The 16,564-nt window shown below is 73.7% G+C and carries 12 protein-coding genes and 2 pseudogenes; 2 read left to right on the top strand and 12 right to left on the bottom strand.

Going from position 1 to position 16,564, the window contains the following annotated elements:
* Nucleotides 1-141: 141 nt before the first annotated feature.
* From OG500_RS35185 to OG500_RS35170, 4 genes are all read right to left on the bottom strand, one after another.
* The gene (locus OG500_RS35185) at nt 142-1,143 is read right to left on the bottom strand and encodes a phosphotransferase family protein (RefSeq protein WP_329586326.1); all 1,002 of its coding nucleotides are present in this window, start codon (nt 1,141-1,143) and stop codon (nt 142-144) included.
* Nucleotides 1,144-1,174: 31 nt separating this feature from the next.
* Nucleotides 1,175-2,128 (bottom strand): ROK family protein, encoded by a 954-nt coding sequence (locus OG500_RS35180; RefSeq protein ID WP_329586323.1) that lies wholly within the window; start codon nt 2,126-2,128, stop codon nt 1,175-1,177.
* A complete protein-coding gene (locus OG500_RS35175) occupies nt 2,125-3,345 on the bottom strand; it encodes a zinc-dependent alcohol dehydrogenase (RefSeq protein ID WP_329586321.1) in 1,221 nt (406 codons plus the stop codon). Before OG500_RS35175 ends, OG500_RS35180 begins: the two co-directional genes overlap by 4 nt.
* A gap of 444 nt (nt 3,346-3,789) precedes the next feature.
* Nucleotides 3,790-4,188: an NUDIX hydrolase gene (locus OG500_RS35170; protein ID WP_329586318.1), complete on the bottom strand. Its 399-nt coding sequence runs from the start codon at nt 4,186-4,188 to the stop codon at nt 3,790-3,792.
* A gap of 33 nt (nt 4,189-4,221) precedes the next feature.
* Here OG500_RS35170 and OG500_RS35165 point away from each other — a divergent pair, with 33 nt between their 5' ends.
* A complete protein-coding gene (locus tag OG500_RS35165) occupies nt 4,222-4,896 on the top strand; it encodes a Type 1 glutamine amidotransferase-like domain-containing protein (protein WP_329587911.1) in 675 nt (224 codons plus the stop codon).
* A gap of 265 nt (nt 4,897-5,161) precedes the next feature.
* Here the strand turns inward: OG500_RS35165 and OG500_RS35160 are convergent.
* From OG500_RS35160 to OG500_RS35125, 8 genes and pseudogenes are all read right to left on the bottom strand, one after another.
* Nucleotides 5,162-5,398: pseudogene (locus OG500_RS35160) on the bottom strand (helix-turn-helix domain-containing protein); the annotation flags it as partial.
* A 13-nt stretch (nt 5,399-5,411) separates the two neighbouring features.
* The gene (locus OG500_RS35155) at nt 5,412-5,726 is read right to left on the bottom strand and encodes a hypothetical protein (RefSeq protein WP_329586315.1); all 315 of its coding nucleotides are present in this window, start codon (nt 5,724-5,726) and stop codon (nt 5,412-5,414) included.
* Nucleotides 5,727-6,300: 574 nt separating this feature from the next.
* The gene (locus OG500_RS35150) at nt 6,301-7,938 is read right to left on the bottom strand and encodes a hypothetical protein (protein ID WP_329586312.1); all 1,638 of its coding nucleotides are present in this window, start codon (nt 7,936-7,938) and stop codon (nt 6,301-6,303) included.
* A gap of 13 nt (nt 7,939-7,951) precedes the next feature.
* Complete coding sequence (locus tag OG500_RS35145; protein WP_329586309.1) at nt 7,952-9,988, bottom strand: TOMM precursor leader peptide-binding protein; 2,037 nt, start codon at nt 9,986-9,988, stop codon at nt 7,952-7,954.
* Nucleotides 9,985-11,835: a hypothetical protein gene (locus OG500_RS35140; RefSeq protein ID WP_329586306.1), complete on the bottom strand. Its 1,851-nt coding sequence runs from the start codon at nt 11,833-11,835 to the stop codon at nt 9,985-9,987. Before OG500_RS35140 ends, OG500_RS35145 begins: the two co-directional genes overlap by 4 nt.
* The gene (locus tag OG500_RS35135; protein ID WP_329586303.1) at nt 11,832-14,399 is read right to left on the bottom strand and encodes a hypothetical protein; all 2,568 of its coding nucleotides are present in this window, start codon (nt 14,397-14,399) and stop codon (nt 11,832-11,834) included. The genes OG500_RS35140 and OG500_RS35135 overlap by 4 nt, the downstream gene beginning before the upstream one ends.
* A 221-nt stretch (nt 14,400-14,620) precedes the next feature.
* Nucleotides 14,621-14,803, bottom strand: coding sequence for a hypothetical protein (locus tag OG500_RS35130; RefSeq protein WP_329586300.1), 183 nt, complete (start codon nt 14,801-14,803; stop codon nt 14,621-14,623).
* 538 nt (nt 14,804-15,341) lie between these two features.
* Nucleotides 15,342-16,244 (bottom strand): annotated as a pseudogene (locus tag OG500_RS35125) (integrase core domain-containing protein).
* Here OG500_RS35125 and OG500_RS35120 point away from each other — a divergent pair.
* Nucleotides 16,170-16,463 carry a hypothetical protein gene (locus tag OG500_RS35120; RefSeq protein WP_329586297.1) on the top strand — a complete coding sequence of 98 codons (294 nt, stop codon included), beginning with the start codon at nt 16,170-16,172 and terminating at the stop codon, nt 16,461-16,463. The pseudogene OG500_RS35125 and the gene OG500_RS35120 overlap by 75 nt on opposite strands.
* Nucleotides 16,464-16,564 lie beyond the last annotated feature (101 nt).

The raw sequence follows: 16,564 nt of genomic DNA, 5'->3' as shown, positions 1-16,564 counted from the left end.
TCCGCGATCCGCACGGACAGCAGTTGTCTCCTGGGAATTACGCGGCGCACGGGCCTGATGGGAAGAGGGAGGACCAGTGGCGTGCGCTCGTCCGGCCGCGGTCCGGTGGACGGTGGCCGCGGTCGGTATCGGTGGGCGCGGTCAGTACCGGTGGACGGTGGACCGGTGCAGCACGGCGCGGGCGCGGGCGAAGTAGGCGGGATCGGGCGGAGCGGTGAGGATGTCCGCGAGCGCGAACAGGTCCAGCGTCCGGCTGAGCCGCAGCCAGTCCCCGGGCAGCCGGCCGTTCCCGCCCCGGAAGCCGTCGACGAAGCCCGCGGCGAAGGCGGGCGGGTACTCGTGGGCGAAGCGCAGCATGTTCCCGACGTCGAAGAGCGGAGAGCCGCTGAATGCCAGCTCCCAGTCGAGCACGGCGGCCACCGCCCACTGCCCGGCCCGTCGTCGGACCAGGACGTTCTTCGGGTTGAAGTCGCCGTGCACCAGGCTCCGTTCACCCGCCACGGCGGCCAGCGCCCGGGGCCCGCCGCGGGCCAGGTCGCGCAGTACGGCGGAGTCCGTCGCGCTCAACGGTCCGTCCGAGGTCGCCGTGACCAGGCAGCGCTCGACGAACCCGGGCAGGTCGTCCAGCGGGCCCGCGCCGTCCGGGGCCGGTTCCAGCGAGGAGTCACCGAAGACACCCGGGCGGGGCAGCTCGGCCCGGCCGATCCGCGCCAGCACCGCACCGACGGCCCGGCCCAGGGCCCGCGCCTCGCCGCTCACCAGGCCGTCCGCGAGCACCCGGCTGAGCGGGGTCCCGTCCACGAACCGGTAGAGCAGGGTGGGGCGGCCGGTGGCCCGGCCGTGCGGATCGGCTGCGACCACCTCGGTCACCGGGACGGTACGGGCCGCCGCCCGCCCGAGGACGGCGATCTCCACCGCACAGGTGTTGCGCGGGACCCTGCTGCCGCTGGGCCGGTAGCGGCGCAGCACGTAGCGCTCCGCGCCCGGCGCGTCGGGGGGCTGGGCGGTGAGCAGGACCATGTCGTTGGTGAACCCGCCGGGCAGCGGGTCCGTCTCGTGCACCAGGGCGCCGGGCAGGGCGTGCCGGGTCAGCCAGGCGTGGGTGGCCGGGTCCAGGAGACCCACCGGATCGGGACGCGTCACACCGGCCAGCCTGCCCGGCCCGGGGCCGCCCTCATGCATCCGGTCCCCCCGATGGCCCAGCGCCGGGCCGCGGCCGTGCGGCGGTGGCCGCCCCGGCCGCCCCCGCCGCCAGGACCAGCCCGCCGGCCGGTCCGGCGAGCCGGCCGAGCCGGGCCGGGACCACGAAGTCCTCGGCTGTGTGCTCGGGCAGCCCGGGGTATCCGCCCAGTGCCGCGGTCAGTTCAGCGCGGAGCAGCGGGAAGAGCCCGGGGAGTTCCGCGACGCCGCCACCGATCACGATCCGCTGGGGTGCGGTCGTGTAGACGATGTTGCGCAGCCCCGCGGCCAGGTAGCCCGCCTCCAGCCGCAGCGCCTTGCGCAGTGCGTCGCCGGTCAGTTCTTCGGCCGGGGTTCCCCAGCGGGCGCCCATCGCCTCGCCCCCCGCCAGCCCCTCCCAGCAGTCGCCGTGGAAGGGGCAGGAGCCGGGAAAGGCGTCGCCCGCGATCCGGGGCACCGCGAGGTGGCCCATCTCCGTGTGGACCAGGCCACTGACCACCTTGCCGCCGATCACCGCGCCGCCGCCGATCCCGGTGCCGACGGTGAGGTAGACGTAGGTGTCCAAGCCCTGTGCAGCGCCCCAGCGGCCCTCGCCGAGGGCCGCACCGTTGACGTCGGTCTCGATGCCCACCGGTACTCCGAGCGCGGCAGCGATCGGTCCTGCGACGTCCACGCCGGACCAGCCGGGTTTGGGGGTGGCGGCGAGGTGGCCGAACTTGGCATGGCCCGGCCGCAGTTCGAGGGGCCCGAAGGAGGCGATGCCGATCGCGTCCAGCGGTCCGGTCCTCGCGGTGGTCTCCCGGAAGAAGGCGATGGCCCGGGCCAGGGTGGGGCCCGGTTCGCCGGTCGGGAACCGGGTCTCGGCCTCGATGCGGTCGGGGGCCGAGCCGACCAGGCAGACGAACTTGGTCCCGCCGGACTCGATCGAGCCGAGGCGCGGCGCGCTCACCCCTCCACCGGCCAGCCGTCGGCGCCGACCGGGCCGGAGTGCGAGCGGATGACGACCTTGAGCGCGTCGTAGCACGGCGGCGGTTCGCTGCCCTCGCCCCCGGTGGCCCGGTCGCCCCCGGTGAGGCCGCCGAGCGCGGTGAACGCCTGCGCGTACCGCTCGAGCGGGAACTCGTGCGTCACCAGGCGCTCCAGGATCGAGCCGGAGCTGGTGCCGGAGCTGGCGCTGGTGCTGATGCTGGTGCTGGTGGCGGCGCCAGGGCCGGGGCCAAGGCCGCCGCCGGTGCCGCTGCCGGTGTCGGGTCGCTGAGGGGCGCCGAGTTCGGCGGCCAGGTCCACGGCGACCGGGAAGATGTCGGCCCGGTAGTCCCCCGCACCGATCAGCCGGATGCCCCGGTTGGTGAGCTGGAGCGGGCGCAGCGGCACGGTGTAGGTGTCGTCGAAGCCCATCACCACCACCCGGCCGCCGTCGTCGATCAGCCGCAGCGCCGCGTCCAGGCCGGTGCCCGTGGTGTCGAAGACGACGGAGGGACGCTCGCCGCCCGACGTCTTCAGCACGGCTTCGGCCGGGTCCGTTCCGGCCACGTCCACCACGTGCGCGAAGTGCTCGCGGGCCAGCTCCAGCCGGTAGCCGTCCGGCTCGGCGACGGTGACCCGGCGCGCCCGGCGGGCGGCCACCAGTGCGGTCAGCATGCCGATCGGGCCCGCGCCGAGCACCACCACGGTGTCGTCGAAGGTGAGGGAGGCGGCCTGGACGTTGCTCAGGACGCAGGCGAGCGGCTCGATCAGCACCGCGCTGCGGAAGGGCAGCCCGGCGGGAACCCGTTCGACGAAACGTTCCGGCAGGGTCACGGCCTCCGCGTACGTGCCGTCCCGATCGACGCCGACCTCGGTCCCGGCCTTGTGACGGCAGAAGTTGGTCGCCCCGCGGCGGCACGGGACACACCAGCCGCAGTACAGCGTCGGGTTGACCACCACCCGGTCCCCCACCGCGACCGAGCGCACCTTCGCCCCGGTCCCCCGCACCACGCCCACCGACTCGTGCCCCAGCACCACGCCCGGCCGGGCCGGGAACCGCCCGAGCAGGATCTTGCGGTCCGTTCCGCAGACCCCCGTACCGACGATCTCCACCACGACGTCATCATCGTGCGCGACCCGTGCGGCGGGCCTGTCCTGCAGTTCGGCGGAGCCTGGACCCAGATAGACGAGAGCGCGCACGAGACCTCCCCATCGGTGTTCGGAAAGGCGACGCTAACGCAGCCGAAATACGACCAGGTAGACACCTCTGAGCCATTTCGCGGCTGCTGTCGCTGAGGAGAGACGGCGGTTGACGTGCGCGGTGTGGGTCAGGTGCCGTGTCATGGGACGGGTGACGTGTTGTGGGTCGGACGGCCGCCGCGAGTCAGGCCGGCGGCGCCGCGGCACGGCTGGCCGATACCGCACCGCCGCCAGACCGCGGCGGCGCCGGGGCGGCGGGGCGGCGCCGACTGGGTACGTCGGATCACGTTCCTGGTCGCGACAGTCGGTCCGGCGATCCGCCCTGAAGATCTCGCCGAGCCGGCGCCGCTCCAGTACCTGCTCGGCCTCCGGGGCGGCCCAGCGCCAGAGTGTCGCGGCGCTCGCCGACGCAGGCGCGGTGTCGGTGGGCGCTGCCGTGTCGGATCAGCCGAGACCGAGGTGCGCGTACCAGCGGGCCACAGAGTCCTTGTAGCCCTGCGGCATCACCAGGTCGGCCACCTTGTCCTTCCGGAAGAGCCCGATCTCCTTGTGCTCGGCGCTGACCACCGGCGCGCAGTCCTCGCCGAGCCGTTGGCAGCCGTAGGCCACGATGAAGACGTGGCGGTCGGGGATCGGCCGGTACATCCACACATCGAGCAGCGGACCGGCCTCGACCTCCCAACCGCTCTCCTCCTGCACCTCGCGGGCGGCACAGTCCGGCGGCTCCTCGCCGAGTTCCAGCTTCCCGCCCGGCAGCTCCCACTCTACGCGAACTCCGCCCGCGCTCTCCTGGAAACCAGCGCCGAATCGTTGAACGCCGTGACAGCATTGGTGGATGATCAATGCTGAGGATCTGAACCCGGGAGTGGGGGCGTGATGAAATTTCTCCTTACCGACTCCGGCGTCAGGAACGCAAGCGTGCTGGCGGCGCTGGTCGATCTTCTGGGCAAACCGATCGCCGAGGCCAGCGCCCTCTGCATCCCCACCGCAGGGTACGGGGGGCCGTACGGGGATCCGGGTGGGCCATGGCGTTTCATCAGCGGACAGTCCCCCAGTCCCATGACCGAGTTGGGGTGGAAGTCGGTGGGCGTGCTGGAGCTCACCGCACTGCCCAGCATCGACAAGGAACGCTGGGTCTCCTGGGTCCGAGAAGCAGACGCCCTGCTGGTGAACGGCGGCGACGCGCTCTACCTGTGCCACTGGATGCGGGAGTCCGGACTGGCCGACCTCTTCCCCTCGCTGCGCGACACGGTCTACGTAGGGCTCAGCGCCGGGAGCATGGTGCTGACTCCCCGCATCGGGGAGGAGTTCGTCGGTTGGAAGCCACCCACCGGGGACGACACCACGCTGGGACTCGTCGATTTCTCCATCTTCCCGCACCTCGACAGCCCGGATTGTCCGGAGAACACGATGGCCGCGGCGGAACGCTGGGCCGCCAAGATCAAGGGTCCGGCGTACGCCATCGACGCTCAGACCGCCATCAAGGTGACCGACGGCGACGTCGAGGTCGTCTCCGAGGGCCACTGGAAGCTGCTCAATCCGGCATCATGAACGTCGACCCGCCCTCGTCGAGCCGGCCGCAAGCCAGAACCACACGAGCCGGCATCGCCAAATCCTGAGCCGACTTCCGCCGACTCACCCGCCGTTCCAGCTCAGCCCGTTCCGCAGCGGTGAGGTTCAACGGCGCGACGACGCCCACAAACCAGGACGCCTCGCCGTGAGTCGGAGACAACTCACGGGTCGATCCCTGCAGAGCACAGCATCCAACCCGCGGGTTCCCGCTGAAGAGCCTTCAGTTTCCCTGAACTCGCGGAGGTCCGAGGGTCCAGAGCGGCCAGGCCGATCTCGTTGAACCGGTGGATCACCTCACGCACCGTGTCCTCGTCCGCCTGGACCAGCCGGGCGATGACCGGAACCCTGTTGCCGCCGGCCGAGGCCAGCAGCATCACGCCCGCCGGTAGCGCACCGAGTTCGTACTGCCCCGGCGCACGATCCGCTGCAACTGCTGGCCCTCTTGGTCCGTGAGTCTGCGGACCTTAACCGGCTCTGCCACTGGCCTCCCTCCTTCAGCCGTCGAGGCTGTCGAGCGCGGTTTCGGCGTAGTGGGGCCAGGCATGGGCGTGGGCGACGGGGATGGCGACCCAGTCTTTGAATGGGCGGTGCTTGCCGGAGGGATCGAAAAGTTCGGCTCCGGGCAGGGCAAGGGCCTCGGCGTGGCCGGGGGTGCCGTCACCCAGCCGGAGAGCCAGCAGGTCGCCCTTGAGGCAGGCGAATGCCTTGCCGCGGGCCTTGAGACCGCGCTTGCCGAACATCGTTCCGGCGGTGGCACCGCGTACGGCGAGGTCGGTGGCGATCTCGTCAAACAGGTCGTCAGAGGTCATGTGTCGGGTCCTCGCTCCATCGAGTTGAAACGTCTCGCGACATCCAACCGGCACGCCGCCCGCCAGCGCCAGCCCGGTGGACCTTCTCGGTCACCGCACTGGGGATGTCATCTCCCAACTCGCACGGCCGCCCTTCGCGCCGGCAACGGCTGGCATCCCGGAGCCGTCAGGGCTTGCGAGGTAGTGATGTTCAGCTGTCGGAAGGCGTCGATGACGCACTGGGGCCAGGGTGCGGCGCCGCCGTGGGAGTCGACGTTGGACCACAAGTGCTGGCCGCTGGCGACGCAGCAGGGCCCGAGGCCGGTCCCGGGGCCGGCCGGACTCCGGTGAGCCCGGCCGGCCCCGGAGGCTTTCACGTGTCGCGATCCACCAGGTTGCCGTGGCTGAGGAGCACGACCCGGGCCCTCGCCACCGCTGTCCTGCTCGGGGAGGCGGGCACCGTTGACGTTCACGTACGGCACAGCCGATGCCATGGTCCTTCGGTTCGCGCCGGTGCCGGTGCTGGTGCGGGAACGGGTGGGCGTGCGCGTGCGCGTGCAATGAACCCGACCAGCCGGCTGTAGGCGGCGGCGCGTCAGACCCTCAGGTCGAGCACCGGTTCGCTGAACCGGGAGCGGCCGCAGATGACGGTGAAGACCGGAAACGTCGAGCGAGGCAGGTCGAGCGTCCGTTGCAGCCAGAACTCGCCGAAGGATCGGGCCGGGCGGGCGAACAGGCCGTGCGCGGCGGCGGCGGTGGTCAGCCCGTGGGTGGCCCAGCCGCACCAGAGTTGGAGCAGTGACCAGCCGGCCGGCCCGAACTCCGCCAGGATCCCGTCAAGGTCGGCGGCGAAGACCCACACGGCGTTCGCGTGGCGCAGCCCGCAGTCGACGGCGGGCGTCAGCGGGTAGCCGAAGGCGTCCGCGAACCGCCGCATCAGGTCGGAGTCCTGCTGCTCGCACTCCACGTGGCCGCGCGCCACCGCGTAGCGGCCGGTGGGGAGCCCGGCCGTTCGCTGCAGTGCGACGCGGGTCAGCACCCGGCGGCCCACCTCGGGGAGCAGCGGGCCCGGCGCCGGCCGGTCGAGCCAGGCGAGCGTGTCGCGCAGGAACTCCGCACCGAGCACGGCGGGTCGGGCGGAGAACCCCAGCAGGCCGGCCCGGGTCCGCCCGGCGGACCGGTTCCACAGGGTCCGGGCCCAGTCGGGCCGCGCGGGGCCGGCATCCTGGCCCGCCGGCTCACGCTCCGCAGGGCGGTGCTCCGCCGGCTCACGCCCCGCCAGGTCCGGTACGCTGCGCACGGGTTCGCCCGCGCCGCACGAGAGCGCGGCGAGCGGTGCGGTCACCGCGTCCGCCTCCCGGACCAACTCCTGGCCGGACTGCTCGCGCAGCAGCCCGCACTCCCACGCGTGTTGCTCCGCGTCCCCGAACCCGTCCGTGCCCGGCAGCGGGCGGCTGGACGGCAGCGGGCCGGCGCCTTCGAGGGTGACGACCAGCGGCGGGGACCAGGCCCCGGGACCGCCGTGTTCCAGCAGCCGGCCGGCGGCGCGGGTGAGTGCGGCGTCCGAGCGCAACCGGACCGGGACGCCCAGCAGGTCGGCAGCGGTGTGCAGGGCGCGCAGGTTGATGCCCAGCTCCAGCAGGCTCAGCGTGCAGCGCAGGCGCCCGTAGTCGACTGGCAGGTCGGTGTAGCGCGCGGCCAGCACCACGGTGAGGTCGCCCGGGGCGGGGAGCAGCTCCGCGAGGTCGCCCCGGTCGTCCGCGTTGTCCGAACCATCTGAGTTGTCCGCGTTGTCCGAGCCGTCCGCGTCGTCCTGCAGGTCGATCAGGGCGTGCCGGTAGATGTCCAGGTAGGCGCGGGATCCGTCGGGTGCCAGGACGAAGGCGTGCACGGGGAACTTGCTGCGCACCGAGGCGATCGCCCGGTGGTCGTTGAAGTGGTGCGAGGGCTCGCGTCGTTGCAGGCCGAGGGCGCAGACCAGCAGGTGGCCCGCCAGGTCCCCGGGGCCCAGCGTGGCGAGGGCGTCGGCCGGCAGTGGTTGCGGGTACGGTGCGTCGGCCAGCAGCCGGTGGGTGCCGGTCGGCAGGGGCCGCCCACGGCTGCCGCGGGCCCGGGCCGGGGGCAGGGCCGAGGTGGTGGAGTCGGTGTCGCTGCCCGGGGTCAGCTCGGCCAGTGCGGTCCGCAACGGGCCCTGGCGGTAGGCGAAGAGCCGGACATCGGTGGTCGTCGTCATCGGAGGCGCCGTCTCAGGGGAAGGGGTGGGGGTCGAAGGGGAAGTCCTCCTCGCGTGGCGGCGTGCCGGTGGCCTCCGCGACGGCGGAGGCCAGCCGGGGGATCCCGGCGAGCCGCTGTTGTGCCTGCCCGAAGCACATCGGCAGGATGCCGGGGACCACGGACTTGACGACGGACAGTCCGGCGGCGGTGTGTTCGGGGGTGGACTGGTCGACCACCACGATGCGCTCCAGCCCGGCCTGCCGGAACAGCTCCGCGACGAAGCGCAGGGCCTGGGTGACGTCCCCGTCGGCGGCGTTGGTGAAGACGTCCGGCCAGCCGGGAAACGCCTGCGCCGGGCTGACCACCGGCCCGCCCAGCAACTCGCGCATCCGGGGCAGCAGTTCGGGGTAGGCGTAGCGCTTGTGGTGGTCGGACATCTGGGCGACGAGCCAGGGGTCGGTGGCGAGCGGGCGGGCCGCCTCGATGTCCCAGTCCGCTCCGGAGCTGACCATCTGGGACAGCTCCCACAGGCCCGCCCGGGCGGCGGCCACCGGGTCCACGCCGGAGCCGGCGGAGCTGAGGGTGGCCGGCATCCGGCCGTCCTCACGCAGCGCCATGACCCAGACCACCGGGATCGCGAGGTCGATCGTGGCGACCAGCAGGTGGACCTGGTAGCCCTGCTCCTCGATCTGCCGGATCAGCAGCCGGCACTCGCGGTCGGTGATCTCCTGCGCTGCGATCCGGGGCAGCGGCCGGCGCCGGTGCCAGGAGAGCAGGAAGGCGTCGCGCTCGGCCAGCTCCAGCAGGGAGTGCAGGGCGGCCTCCTCGTAGCTGCCGCCGAGTGCGCAGCCGCTGGAGGAGTCGTGGAAGTGGCGCGTGCGGCCGGCGTGTTCGGGCGCGTCGGAGAGGGCGGGGTAGCTGTACTGGTAGAAGCCGACCTCGGCCGGGACGAGCAGCGGCCGGCCGCCGTCCAGCGGGTGGCCCCACACCCAGTCCATCGGGGTGTCCTCGTCGAAGGGCCGCAGGCTGCTGAGCGGCGAGTCCAGCTGCCGCGCGGTGTGGTGGCCCAGCCCGGCGAGCCCGATCGCCTGCTCGCCCAGCTCGCGCGCCGTGGCGCCGCGCACGAGCGGGGCTACGTGCGGATATCCGGCGCTGCGCTCGTACGCCTCCAGGCAGCCCACGGGCTCGGCGCGCCGGAAGGTGGAGCCGCGGCCGTAGCCCGGGAACGTGGCCCCGAGCAGGCGGGTCTCGGTCATCGCCATGGCGACCGGGCGCAACCGCTGGGTCCCGAGCACCGGTCCGAACCGGGGATCGGTCAGCGCCGCGCGCATCCGCTCGGGGTCCAGACCGAAGGGCGGCTCGCCGCGGTCGGGCGGTTGGGCGCTGGTGGGGCGCGGGAGCAGGGGACGCGGCGGGGGCGGGTCGCAGGAGCGGGCGACCCGCGGGCCCGGATCGCTCGCGCACACGGGGCAGCGGTGGCTGGGCGTCACCCGGTGCCGGCGCAGCCGGCCTTCGTGGGTGAGCGCGAGCAGGTCGCCCGGGGCGAGCAGCGGCCGGGCATCCCGGAGCAGTTCGGCCAGGAGCTGCCCGAGGGCGGGTGCCAGGACCGGCGCGCCAGCGGCCCGCCGTCGCGGCGCCGGTGGCGCCGCCGGGGCGGTGGTCGGCTCGTGGGCCTGGCCCGGCGCGTCGTGGTCGGTGTCGCGGACCTGCGCGCAGCCGGCGCAGGCCGACGTGTCGTCAGGGGTCCAGAGCGGCCCGAGCAGGACCTCCGCCGGGGTCGCCCGCACCGACAGCAGCGGGCGGCCCTGCTCACGGGCCAGCGCCAGTGCCTCGCTCTCCCACGCAGCGTCGTAGCCCGCGCAGACCGCGATCAGCGGCGGGTCGGGTTCATCCGTCAGCTCGTGCCAGGGGAGCGCCAGCAGGTCGGCCGGCGCGCCGGGCCCCGGCAGGATCCGTCCGCCGGTGACCTGTGTGCCGGTGACCTCTGAGCTGGTGACCTGTGTGCCGGTGACCTGTGTGCCGGTGACCTGTGTGCTGGTGGTCCGCGGGCTCGTGATCCGTGCGCTCATGCCAGGGCCACCCAGCCACAGGCCAGCGCCAGCTCGCCGACGGTCGCGTCGCGGACCAGCCGCTGCGCGCGCGGTTGCAGCCCCAGGGCCCGGGCACGCGCGAGCAGTTGGCGCAGGCAGTCGTCCACCTGGGCCGGCGGGGCGACCTCCAGTGACCACGTTCCGACCGGGTCCGGCGGCAGGACGGGTGCCTGCGGTGCGCTCCGCGTGGCCGCCTGGAACTGAGCGCGGGCGGTGGCGGCGAACAGGGCCGCGTAGGCGGCGGAGGCCGGGCGCGGGCCCCACTGCGTGGCCAGGACCTCGCCGGTGGCCTCGTCCACCACGCTGACCAGGTGCCAGTCCAGGCCGTTCACGGTGTGCCGGTGCAGCTCGGCGGGGATGTCGAAGAATTCCCTCAGCAGGCCCCAGAGCGTCCGGGCCGTGATGCCCTCGACCTCCTCCCAGGCCAGCGGGGCACCGACGGACCGGGCCAGGGCCTCCTGTCCGGCCTGCCGGAGCAGGCCGTCGACCAGGAGGTGGGCCTCGGTGAGCCCGGCCGCGGGCACCAGCCCCGCATTGCCCCCAGCCCGGCTCAGGTCCTCGGTCCACTCCTCACCGGCGCGGTGGCGCAGCACGGCGAGCCCGGCCGTATGGCCGGCGGCTGCGCGGTTCCGGCCCCACCCCAGGACGTGCGGACCGACTGTCCCACCGACGAGGGCGGTGGACGGTCCGGGGCCGGGCACCACCTGGGCGGTGACCAGGCTGAGGGGCAGTTGCAGGAGGTCCAGGTCCCGGCCCCAGCGGGCCAGGCCGGTCCACCGGGCGGTCAGCGCGGCGTCGAGCTGAACCTCCCCCGCCGGGGCCGGGACGACGGCTTCGGAGCCGGGCTCCCGGCCGGGCTTCGCGTCGAGCTCCCGGCCGGGCTCCACACCGGGCTCGCGCCCGGGGACGGTGCGCTGCGCCGGCTCCAGCGGGCGCCAGACCGGTCCGGTCCCGGCCCGCGGCACCGGGACGGCGGTGGTCCGCACCGCGTGGCCGTGCACCACCCCTGCGGTGCACGGACCGTGCGCGGTGCCGGCCAGGTGGGCCAGCACGCCCTGGGCGGCCAGCGACCCGGCCAGCACCGCGCTGATCGGGCGCGGTGCTGCGGAGTCCACCCCGGTCAGCTGCCAGTCGGTGGCCCGGGCCCGCACGGCCAGGAACGCCCGCACCTCGGCCGGGTCGGAGCAGACCGGCCCGACCAGCGCGACGGCGGGCCCGGCGGCCACCGGCACCACGGGTGTGCCCGGCGCCAGCCGCGCGACGGCGGCGAGCAGGTCGAGCGGGGCCTCGCAGTCGTCGATCAGCACCACCACGGTCGCGCGGGCGGCGCGTTCCGACAGCGCGGAGTGGTCGATCCCGGTAACCTCTCCGATGCCGTTGGCGACCTCTCCGATGCCGTTGGCGGCCAGCCCGCGCCGCACGGCCTCGGCCCCGGGGCCGCCGCCGCCGACCACCACCCGGGCGGCGCGCACCGCGGCGAACGCCCGGTAGGGCTCGGCGCAATGCGCCTCGAGGTAGCACAGCAGCGCGGCGTGCTCCTCGGCGCTGCGCCGGTCCGGCAGCGGGCCGTCCACCGCGTCCAGATCGATCAGCACGTCCTGGGCGACGAGCGTGCGCACGATGTGGTCCAGGACGGGCCGGGCCCGCTCGTCCCCGGTGGCCGCCACCATCTCGTCCAGGCTCGTCCCGTTGAGCAGCGCGTCGAGCTGGTCGTCGACGATGGTGAAGAGGGCGGGCGGACCGGACAGGACGAACGAGCGGTCCCCCCGGCTCCAGTGGATCCCTTGCGGCACCGGGGCGTAGTGCGCGTCCGGACGGAGCTTCACTCGCATGACGTCCTCAGCTGGAATCGGGCCCCGGCGGGGCGGTCGAACTCGATGACCCACTCGAAGGCGTGGCGCCCGCGGTGGACCCCCGGCAGCGCCTCCTCCAGGTAGCTGCCCGGGGAGCGGCGCTCCAGGAACCAGGGCAGCGCCCGCACCGCCAGCGCGCTGGCCAGGTCGGCGTACTGCGGCTTCTCCGGCCGCCACTGCGCCGGTCGGCCGCCGCCCGCCGGTATGCGGGCCGGGGCCGCCCGGTCGGAACCGGTCTTGATCACGACCTCGTCCGGGACCGCGTGCACCGCCCGCCAGGCCGTGAGGTCGACCAGGTGCTGCGCCGCCTCGGTGGGGCCCGGCGCGGACGGGAAGTCGGCCCCGGGATACCAGCGGCGCCGCTGCAGGACCACCTGGCCCACTGTCAATCGCGGTGAGGCCACCGTGCGGCGCGGCGCGTCGGTCGCGAGGGGCCGCTCCCAGCCGAAGGCGTCGACTGCCACCGGACTGGTGTCGGCCAGCAGCGTGGCGATGCGCAGCGGGGCCGGGTGCAGCTCCTGCCAGCGCATGCCCAGCGTGACCGGACGCACCCGGGCGCCGTCGGCGTCCAACAGCACCAGCTCGTCGCGGTCGGGGTCGTGCGCGAGCCGGACCCCGAGCCACTCCCCGGGGGTGATGGTCCGCTCCAGGAGCGGGATGCGGTGGTTGATGTTGAACCCGTGCAGGCCGCGGTCCTCGCACGGCTCGACGCCGTCCGCCGAGAAGACCGCGGTGGCGCGCCGGGCGATCGACTCGCCCGCCCGGCCGCCCAGCTCGCGGTCCGCGCCGAGGAAGCGCATGCCGAGCAGGCCGTGGCCCGGGAAGCAGCCGTTCAGCACCAGCCGCCCGGCCACCGGCTGGACCGTCAGCCCGTAGGAGGCCGCCGGGCGCCGGAACCGCTCGGGCAGCGCGGCGGCCAACTCGGCCAGCAGGCCGGGCTCCAGCGCCAGTTCCTCGGCCTGCGGCTGCTCGGCCCGGTGGCGGGCGATCCGCTCGCCGATCGTTCGCACGGCGGCGGCGCGCGCCTTCAGCAGCCGGGCCAGCGAACCGTCACGCGGGCCGAGGTTCCCGTCCGGCCCGCTGAGGCGAGTCCCGGCACCGCGCAGAGCCTCGACCAGAGCGGTGGCGTGGTCGACCAGCGGGACCGAGGCTCCAGCACCGAAGCGCTCGACGAACAGGGCGCACGCCAGCGCCCGCAGCTCGTGGTGGCGCTCGAAGAGCGCGGCGAATTCCGCGACCTCGGCCAGGTCGTCGAGCGCCGGCCGGTAGCCGTCGGCCGAGACCGTGAACGGGTCGAGCACGTAGTCCTCGTTGACCTGCAGCCGCCCCGGCCGGGTGCCGTGCTCGGTCAGCCGTTGCTGCACCGAGTCCAGCCGGTTCAGCAGGGCCACCCGTTCCGTCACGGTGGCGCGCGGGAGCCGGTCGAGCGCGGAGGCCGCCTCGGCCAGGGCGGTGGCCGCAGCCGGGTCGTGCCCGCGCAGCAGCTCCAGGGCGGCCGGCAGGGGGTCTGCCGCCTGCTCGTCCAGGACCGGCCCGGGCAGCAGGATCTGTGCCTCGCACGCGGCCAGGACCAGCTGCGCGGCCTGCTCCCCGGAGCATCCCAGACGGTCCGCCAGTGCCCGGCCCAGCTCGGCGGGCGAGACCGGTCCCAGCGTGAGGAGGTCCAGCAGGGTGGTGAGTTGCGGGGTGAGCGGGGTGGAGAGCACCCGGATCTGCGCACCGTCGCGCCGGCGGAACCGTACGGCGTCCTGGGTGGTGCGCAGCGAGGAGTTGCGCCGCACGGTGGCCGCCGGCGCCGCTTCGCCGCCCGCCTCGCCGCCCGCCTCGCCGCCCGCCTCGCCGCCTGCTTCGCCGCCCACCTCGCCGCCTGCCGGCAGCAGGCCGTCGACGAGAGTGGCGAACAGGGCCCGGTCCACCGAGACGAGCGGGTGCGTCCGGCGGCGCTGGAAGGTGACCCGGTCGAGCGCCGTGCCCTGGTCGGCCCAGGAAGCGAAGCCGACCGCGGTGAACCGGGCCAGCGGCGAGGTGCGCACCATGGCCCGTGCCAGGTGCTGCAGGATGCCCCGCTCCGACTTCCGGTCCTGCTTGGAGGGGCGGCCGGCGCTGCGCGCGTAGCGGCGCACGGCCGCGAGCACCCCGGGCGAGGTGAGCGCCAGAGACACCTGGAACGGCTCGGCCGCGACCGCCTGCGCAAGGGCGGCCCGCTCCTCGGCCAGGCAGTTCTCGTAGCCCGTGGTCAGCACGCTCCGCGCGAGGTCGCCGCGCTGCCGGGCGGCCAGCCACGCGCTGGTCGCTTCGGGCCAGCTGCGGTTCGTGGCGGACGGTTTGGGGGTGCGCTGGTTGTGGACCGCGCGCTTGAGCTCCAGAACGGTCCGCAGCTCGTGGCCGCCGGCGCCCGTGGCGAGGTCGAACAGCTCGGCGCGGGCGGCGTCGACCAGGGCAGCGCACTGCCGCTCGGCCTCGGCCAGCGCGGTGATCGCCGCGGTCAGGGCGGCGGAGCCCAGACGGCGCCCGGGCAACGGGTTGACGCGCACCATGGCGGTGTCGGCGAGACCGGCCGGTCCCGGTGCGTGACCGGCCGTCCGTTCTTGTGGGTGGGGGGCCTGACCTGGTCCGGATCGATTGATGGTGACTCCAGGTGGGACGCGCTGCCCTGCCTCCGGTGAGCTGGGGCAGGGACACGCAGGGGGCCTGCCCGGTGCTGCTGGGCGAGGGGGACGCCGGCCTCAGAGCCAGGGGCGTCGGGGGTGGGGCAGGGTCACTCGGTGGAGGCGTTGATGACGACGCAGGAGCAACACATCGGCTCCGTGACCTCCATGCCCGGCTTGCCGAGCAGGTCCTCCAGGTCGATGGGGAGGAGCGGGGTGTGGGCACCCTGCGGGGCGTCGGCGTCCAGGACGGCCAGCTCTGTCAGATCGAAGGTGGCGAAGTCAATGCTCATGGTTCATCGGTCCTTTCTGGGACTCGCTCGGGGGACGCGGGAACTCCAGGCCCTCGAGGCGCCGAATGCCGCCCGGACCTGGAGCACTTGCCATCCTCCAGCCGCAACTCGCCGTGCGGCAAGGAGATCCGGTTGCAGCAACCTGCACCGCCCGGACCGGCGGAATTCGCGCAGGAAGTGGCAACTTGCTGCCGCGCGGGGACGGCGCGAGCGCGGCGCCGTACGGGTGCCGCACACCGTCCAGGGCCTTTCGCCGTTGCCGAATCCGCTGGTGACGCCGCATCGTTGGGTCACGGGACCAGCACAGGACCACCGCGAGGCCGACACCTGCACACATCACTGACACCCGCCTGACGCGATCGGGTCGTGCATGGCGGTCGGAGGTGTCCAGTGCTACGGTCCGCCTGATGGACCAGCACGTTCGCGCCGCGCCGACCCCGCTGCGGCACCTGCGGGCCGACGTGCCGCACGAACTCGAGGAGCTGGTCCTGCACCGGCTCCGCAGGACTACGCCTGCCGAAAACCTCATCCGCCCAGGTCAAGCGGCATGCCGGTACTCGTGGACCACTCCGCCGAGCCGATCGTGTCGGCGTATCTCCAGGCGGGCGATCCGTCCGGGATCAGTGATCGGCTCGGGCACCACGCGCAGTGGTGCGGCCTGGTTCATGGCCTGATGGGGCCGGTGCGCGTGGTGATGCCGCTCGAACTCGCGCAAGGCACGGCATAGGTGGCGCTCGTTCCAGATCAAGGTCCGATCCAGGAGCTCGTGGCGGCAGGTCTGCACCCAGCGCTCCACGATGGAGTTCATCCGCGGCATGCGGATGCCGGAGAGCACGACCTTGATTCAGGCGTCGCCCAGGATCTGGTCGAAGAGCGCCGGGAACTTCGCATCCCGGTCGCGCATCAGGTAGCTGACAGCGGCTCCGGCATCCTCAAGGTCCCTGACGAGATTCCGGGCGGCTTGGCCGACCCAGTGGGCAGCTGGATGCGCGGTAGCGCCCAGGACGCGGACACGGCGGAAGGCGTGTTCGATGACCGCGAGAATGTACTGCCGTTGGCCGGTCAGGGTGACGGTCTCGATGAAGTCGCACGCAAGAAGCGCTCCGGCCTGGGATCGCAGGAAGTCGGTCCAGGTGGTGGCGCTGCAGTCGGGCGCGGGGTCGATGCCCTCGGCCTTGAGGACCTCCCCTACGGTGGAGGCAGCGACATTGATGCCGAGGGCGGCGAGTTCACCGTGCACGCGCCTGTACCCCCACGGCGGGTTCTCCCGCACCAGGCGCAGGATCAGAACGCGGATCGAACGAACAGTCGGCGGCCGCTCCGGTCGCTTCGGTCGCTCCGGTCGCTTCGGCCAGCAGGCGCGGGCGTGACGCTGCTTCATCAGGTCGCGATGCCAGCGCAGCACGGTGTCCGGTCGGATCAACAGCCGCAGGCGGCGCAGGACTCAGCGCGACAGCGGAGCAAGACGCGCAGCAAGGAGAGCCCGGTCCGCTGGAGCGAACCTCACCCGGTCCTCACCGAGCTACCGCTCAAGGACGACAAGCTGATGACGCAGGGCGAGGATCTCCACATCCTTCTCACGGTCGCTCAACGGCAGCAGCCTCAGGGCGGCGAACGCATTGGTGACAGTCGGGTGTACCAGGCGAAGCAACACGAGTGATCATCCTGCCGCAACCGCCGAGCAAGTCCTTGAGTTGCGCGAATGACATTCTCGGCAGGCGCAGTGGTGCCGCGACACACCTCGGGCTCTGCAGTGCCCCT

The sequence above is a fragment of the Kitasatospora sp. NBC_01250 genome (assembly GCF_036226465.1).
In the GTDB taxonomy this organism is placed as follows: Bacteria; Actinomycetota; Actinomycetes; order Streptomycetales; family Streptomycetaceae; genus Kitasatospora.
This window is presented reverse-complemented; position numbering and strand designations above follow the sequence as displayed.

What these genes read in the sequence shown, in the direction of transcription:
- OG500_RS35165 (WP_329587911.1), top strand. Translation starts at nt 4,222, where the DNA reads ATGAAATTTCTCCTTACCGACTCCGGCGTCAGGAACGCAAGCGTGCTG.
- OG500_RS35155 (WP_329586315.1), bottom strand. Translation starts at nt 5,726, where the DNA reads ATGACCTCTGACGACCTGTTTGACGAGATCGCCACCGACCTCGCCGTA.
- OG500_RS35150 (WP_329586312.1), bottom strand. Translation starts at nt 7,938, where the DNA reads ATGACGACGACCACCGATGTCCGGCTCTTCGCCTACCGCCAGGGCCCG.
- OG500_RS35145 (WP_329586309.1), bottom strand. Translation starts at nt 9,988, where the DNA reads ATGAGCGCACGGATCACGAGCCCGCGGACCACCAGCACACAGGTCACC.
- OG500_RS35135 (WP_329586303.1), bottom strand. Translation starts at nt 14,399, where the DNA reads ATGGTGCGCGTCAACCCGTTGCCCGGGCGCCGTCTGGGCTCCGCCGCC.
- OG500_RS35130 (WP_329586300.1), bottom strand. Translation starts at nt 14,803, where the DNA reads ATGAGCATTGACTTCGCCACCTTCGATCTGACAGAGCTGGCCGTCCTG.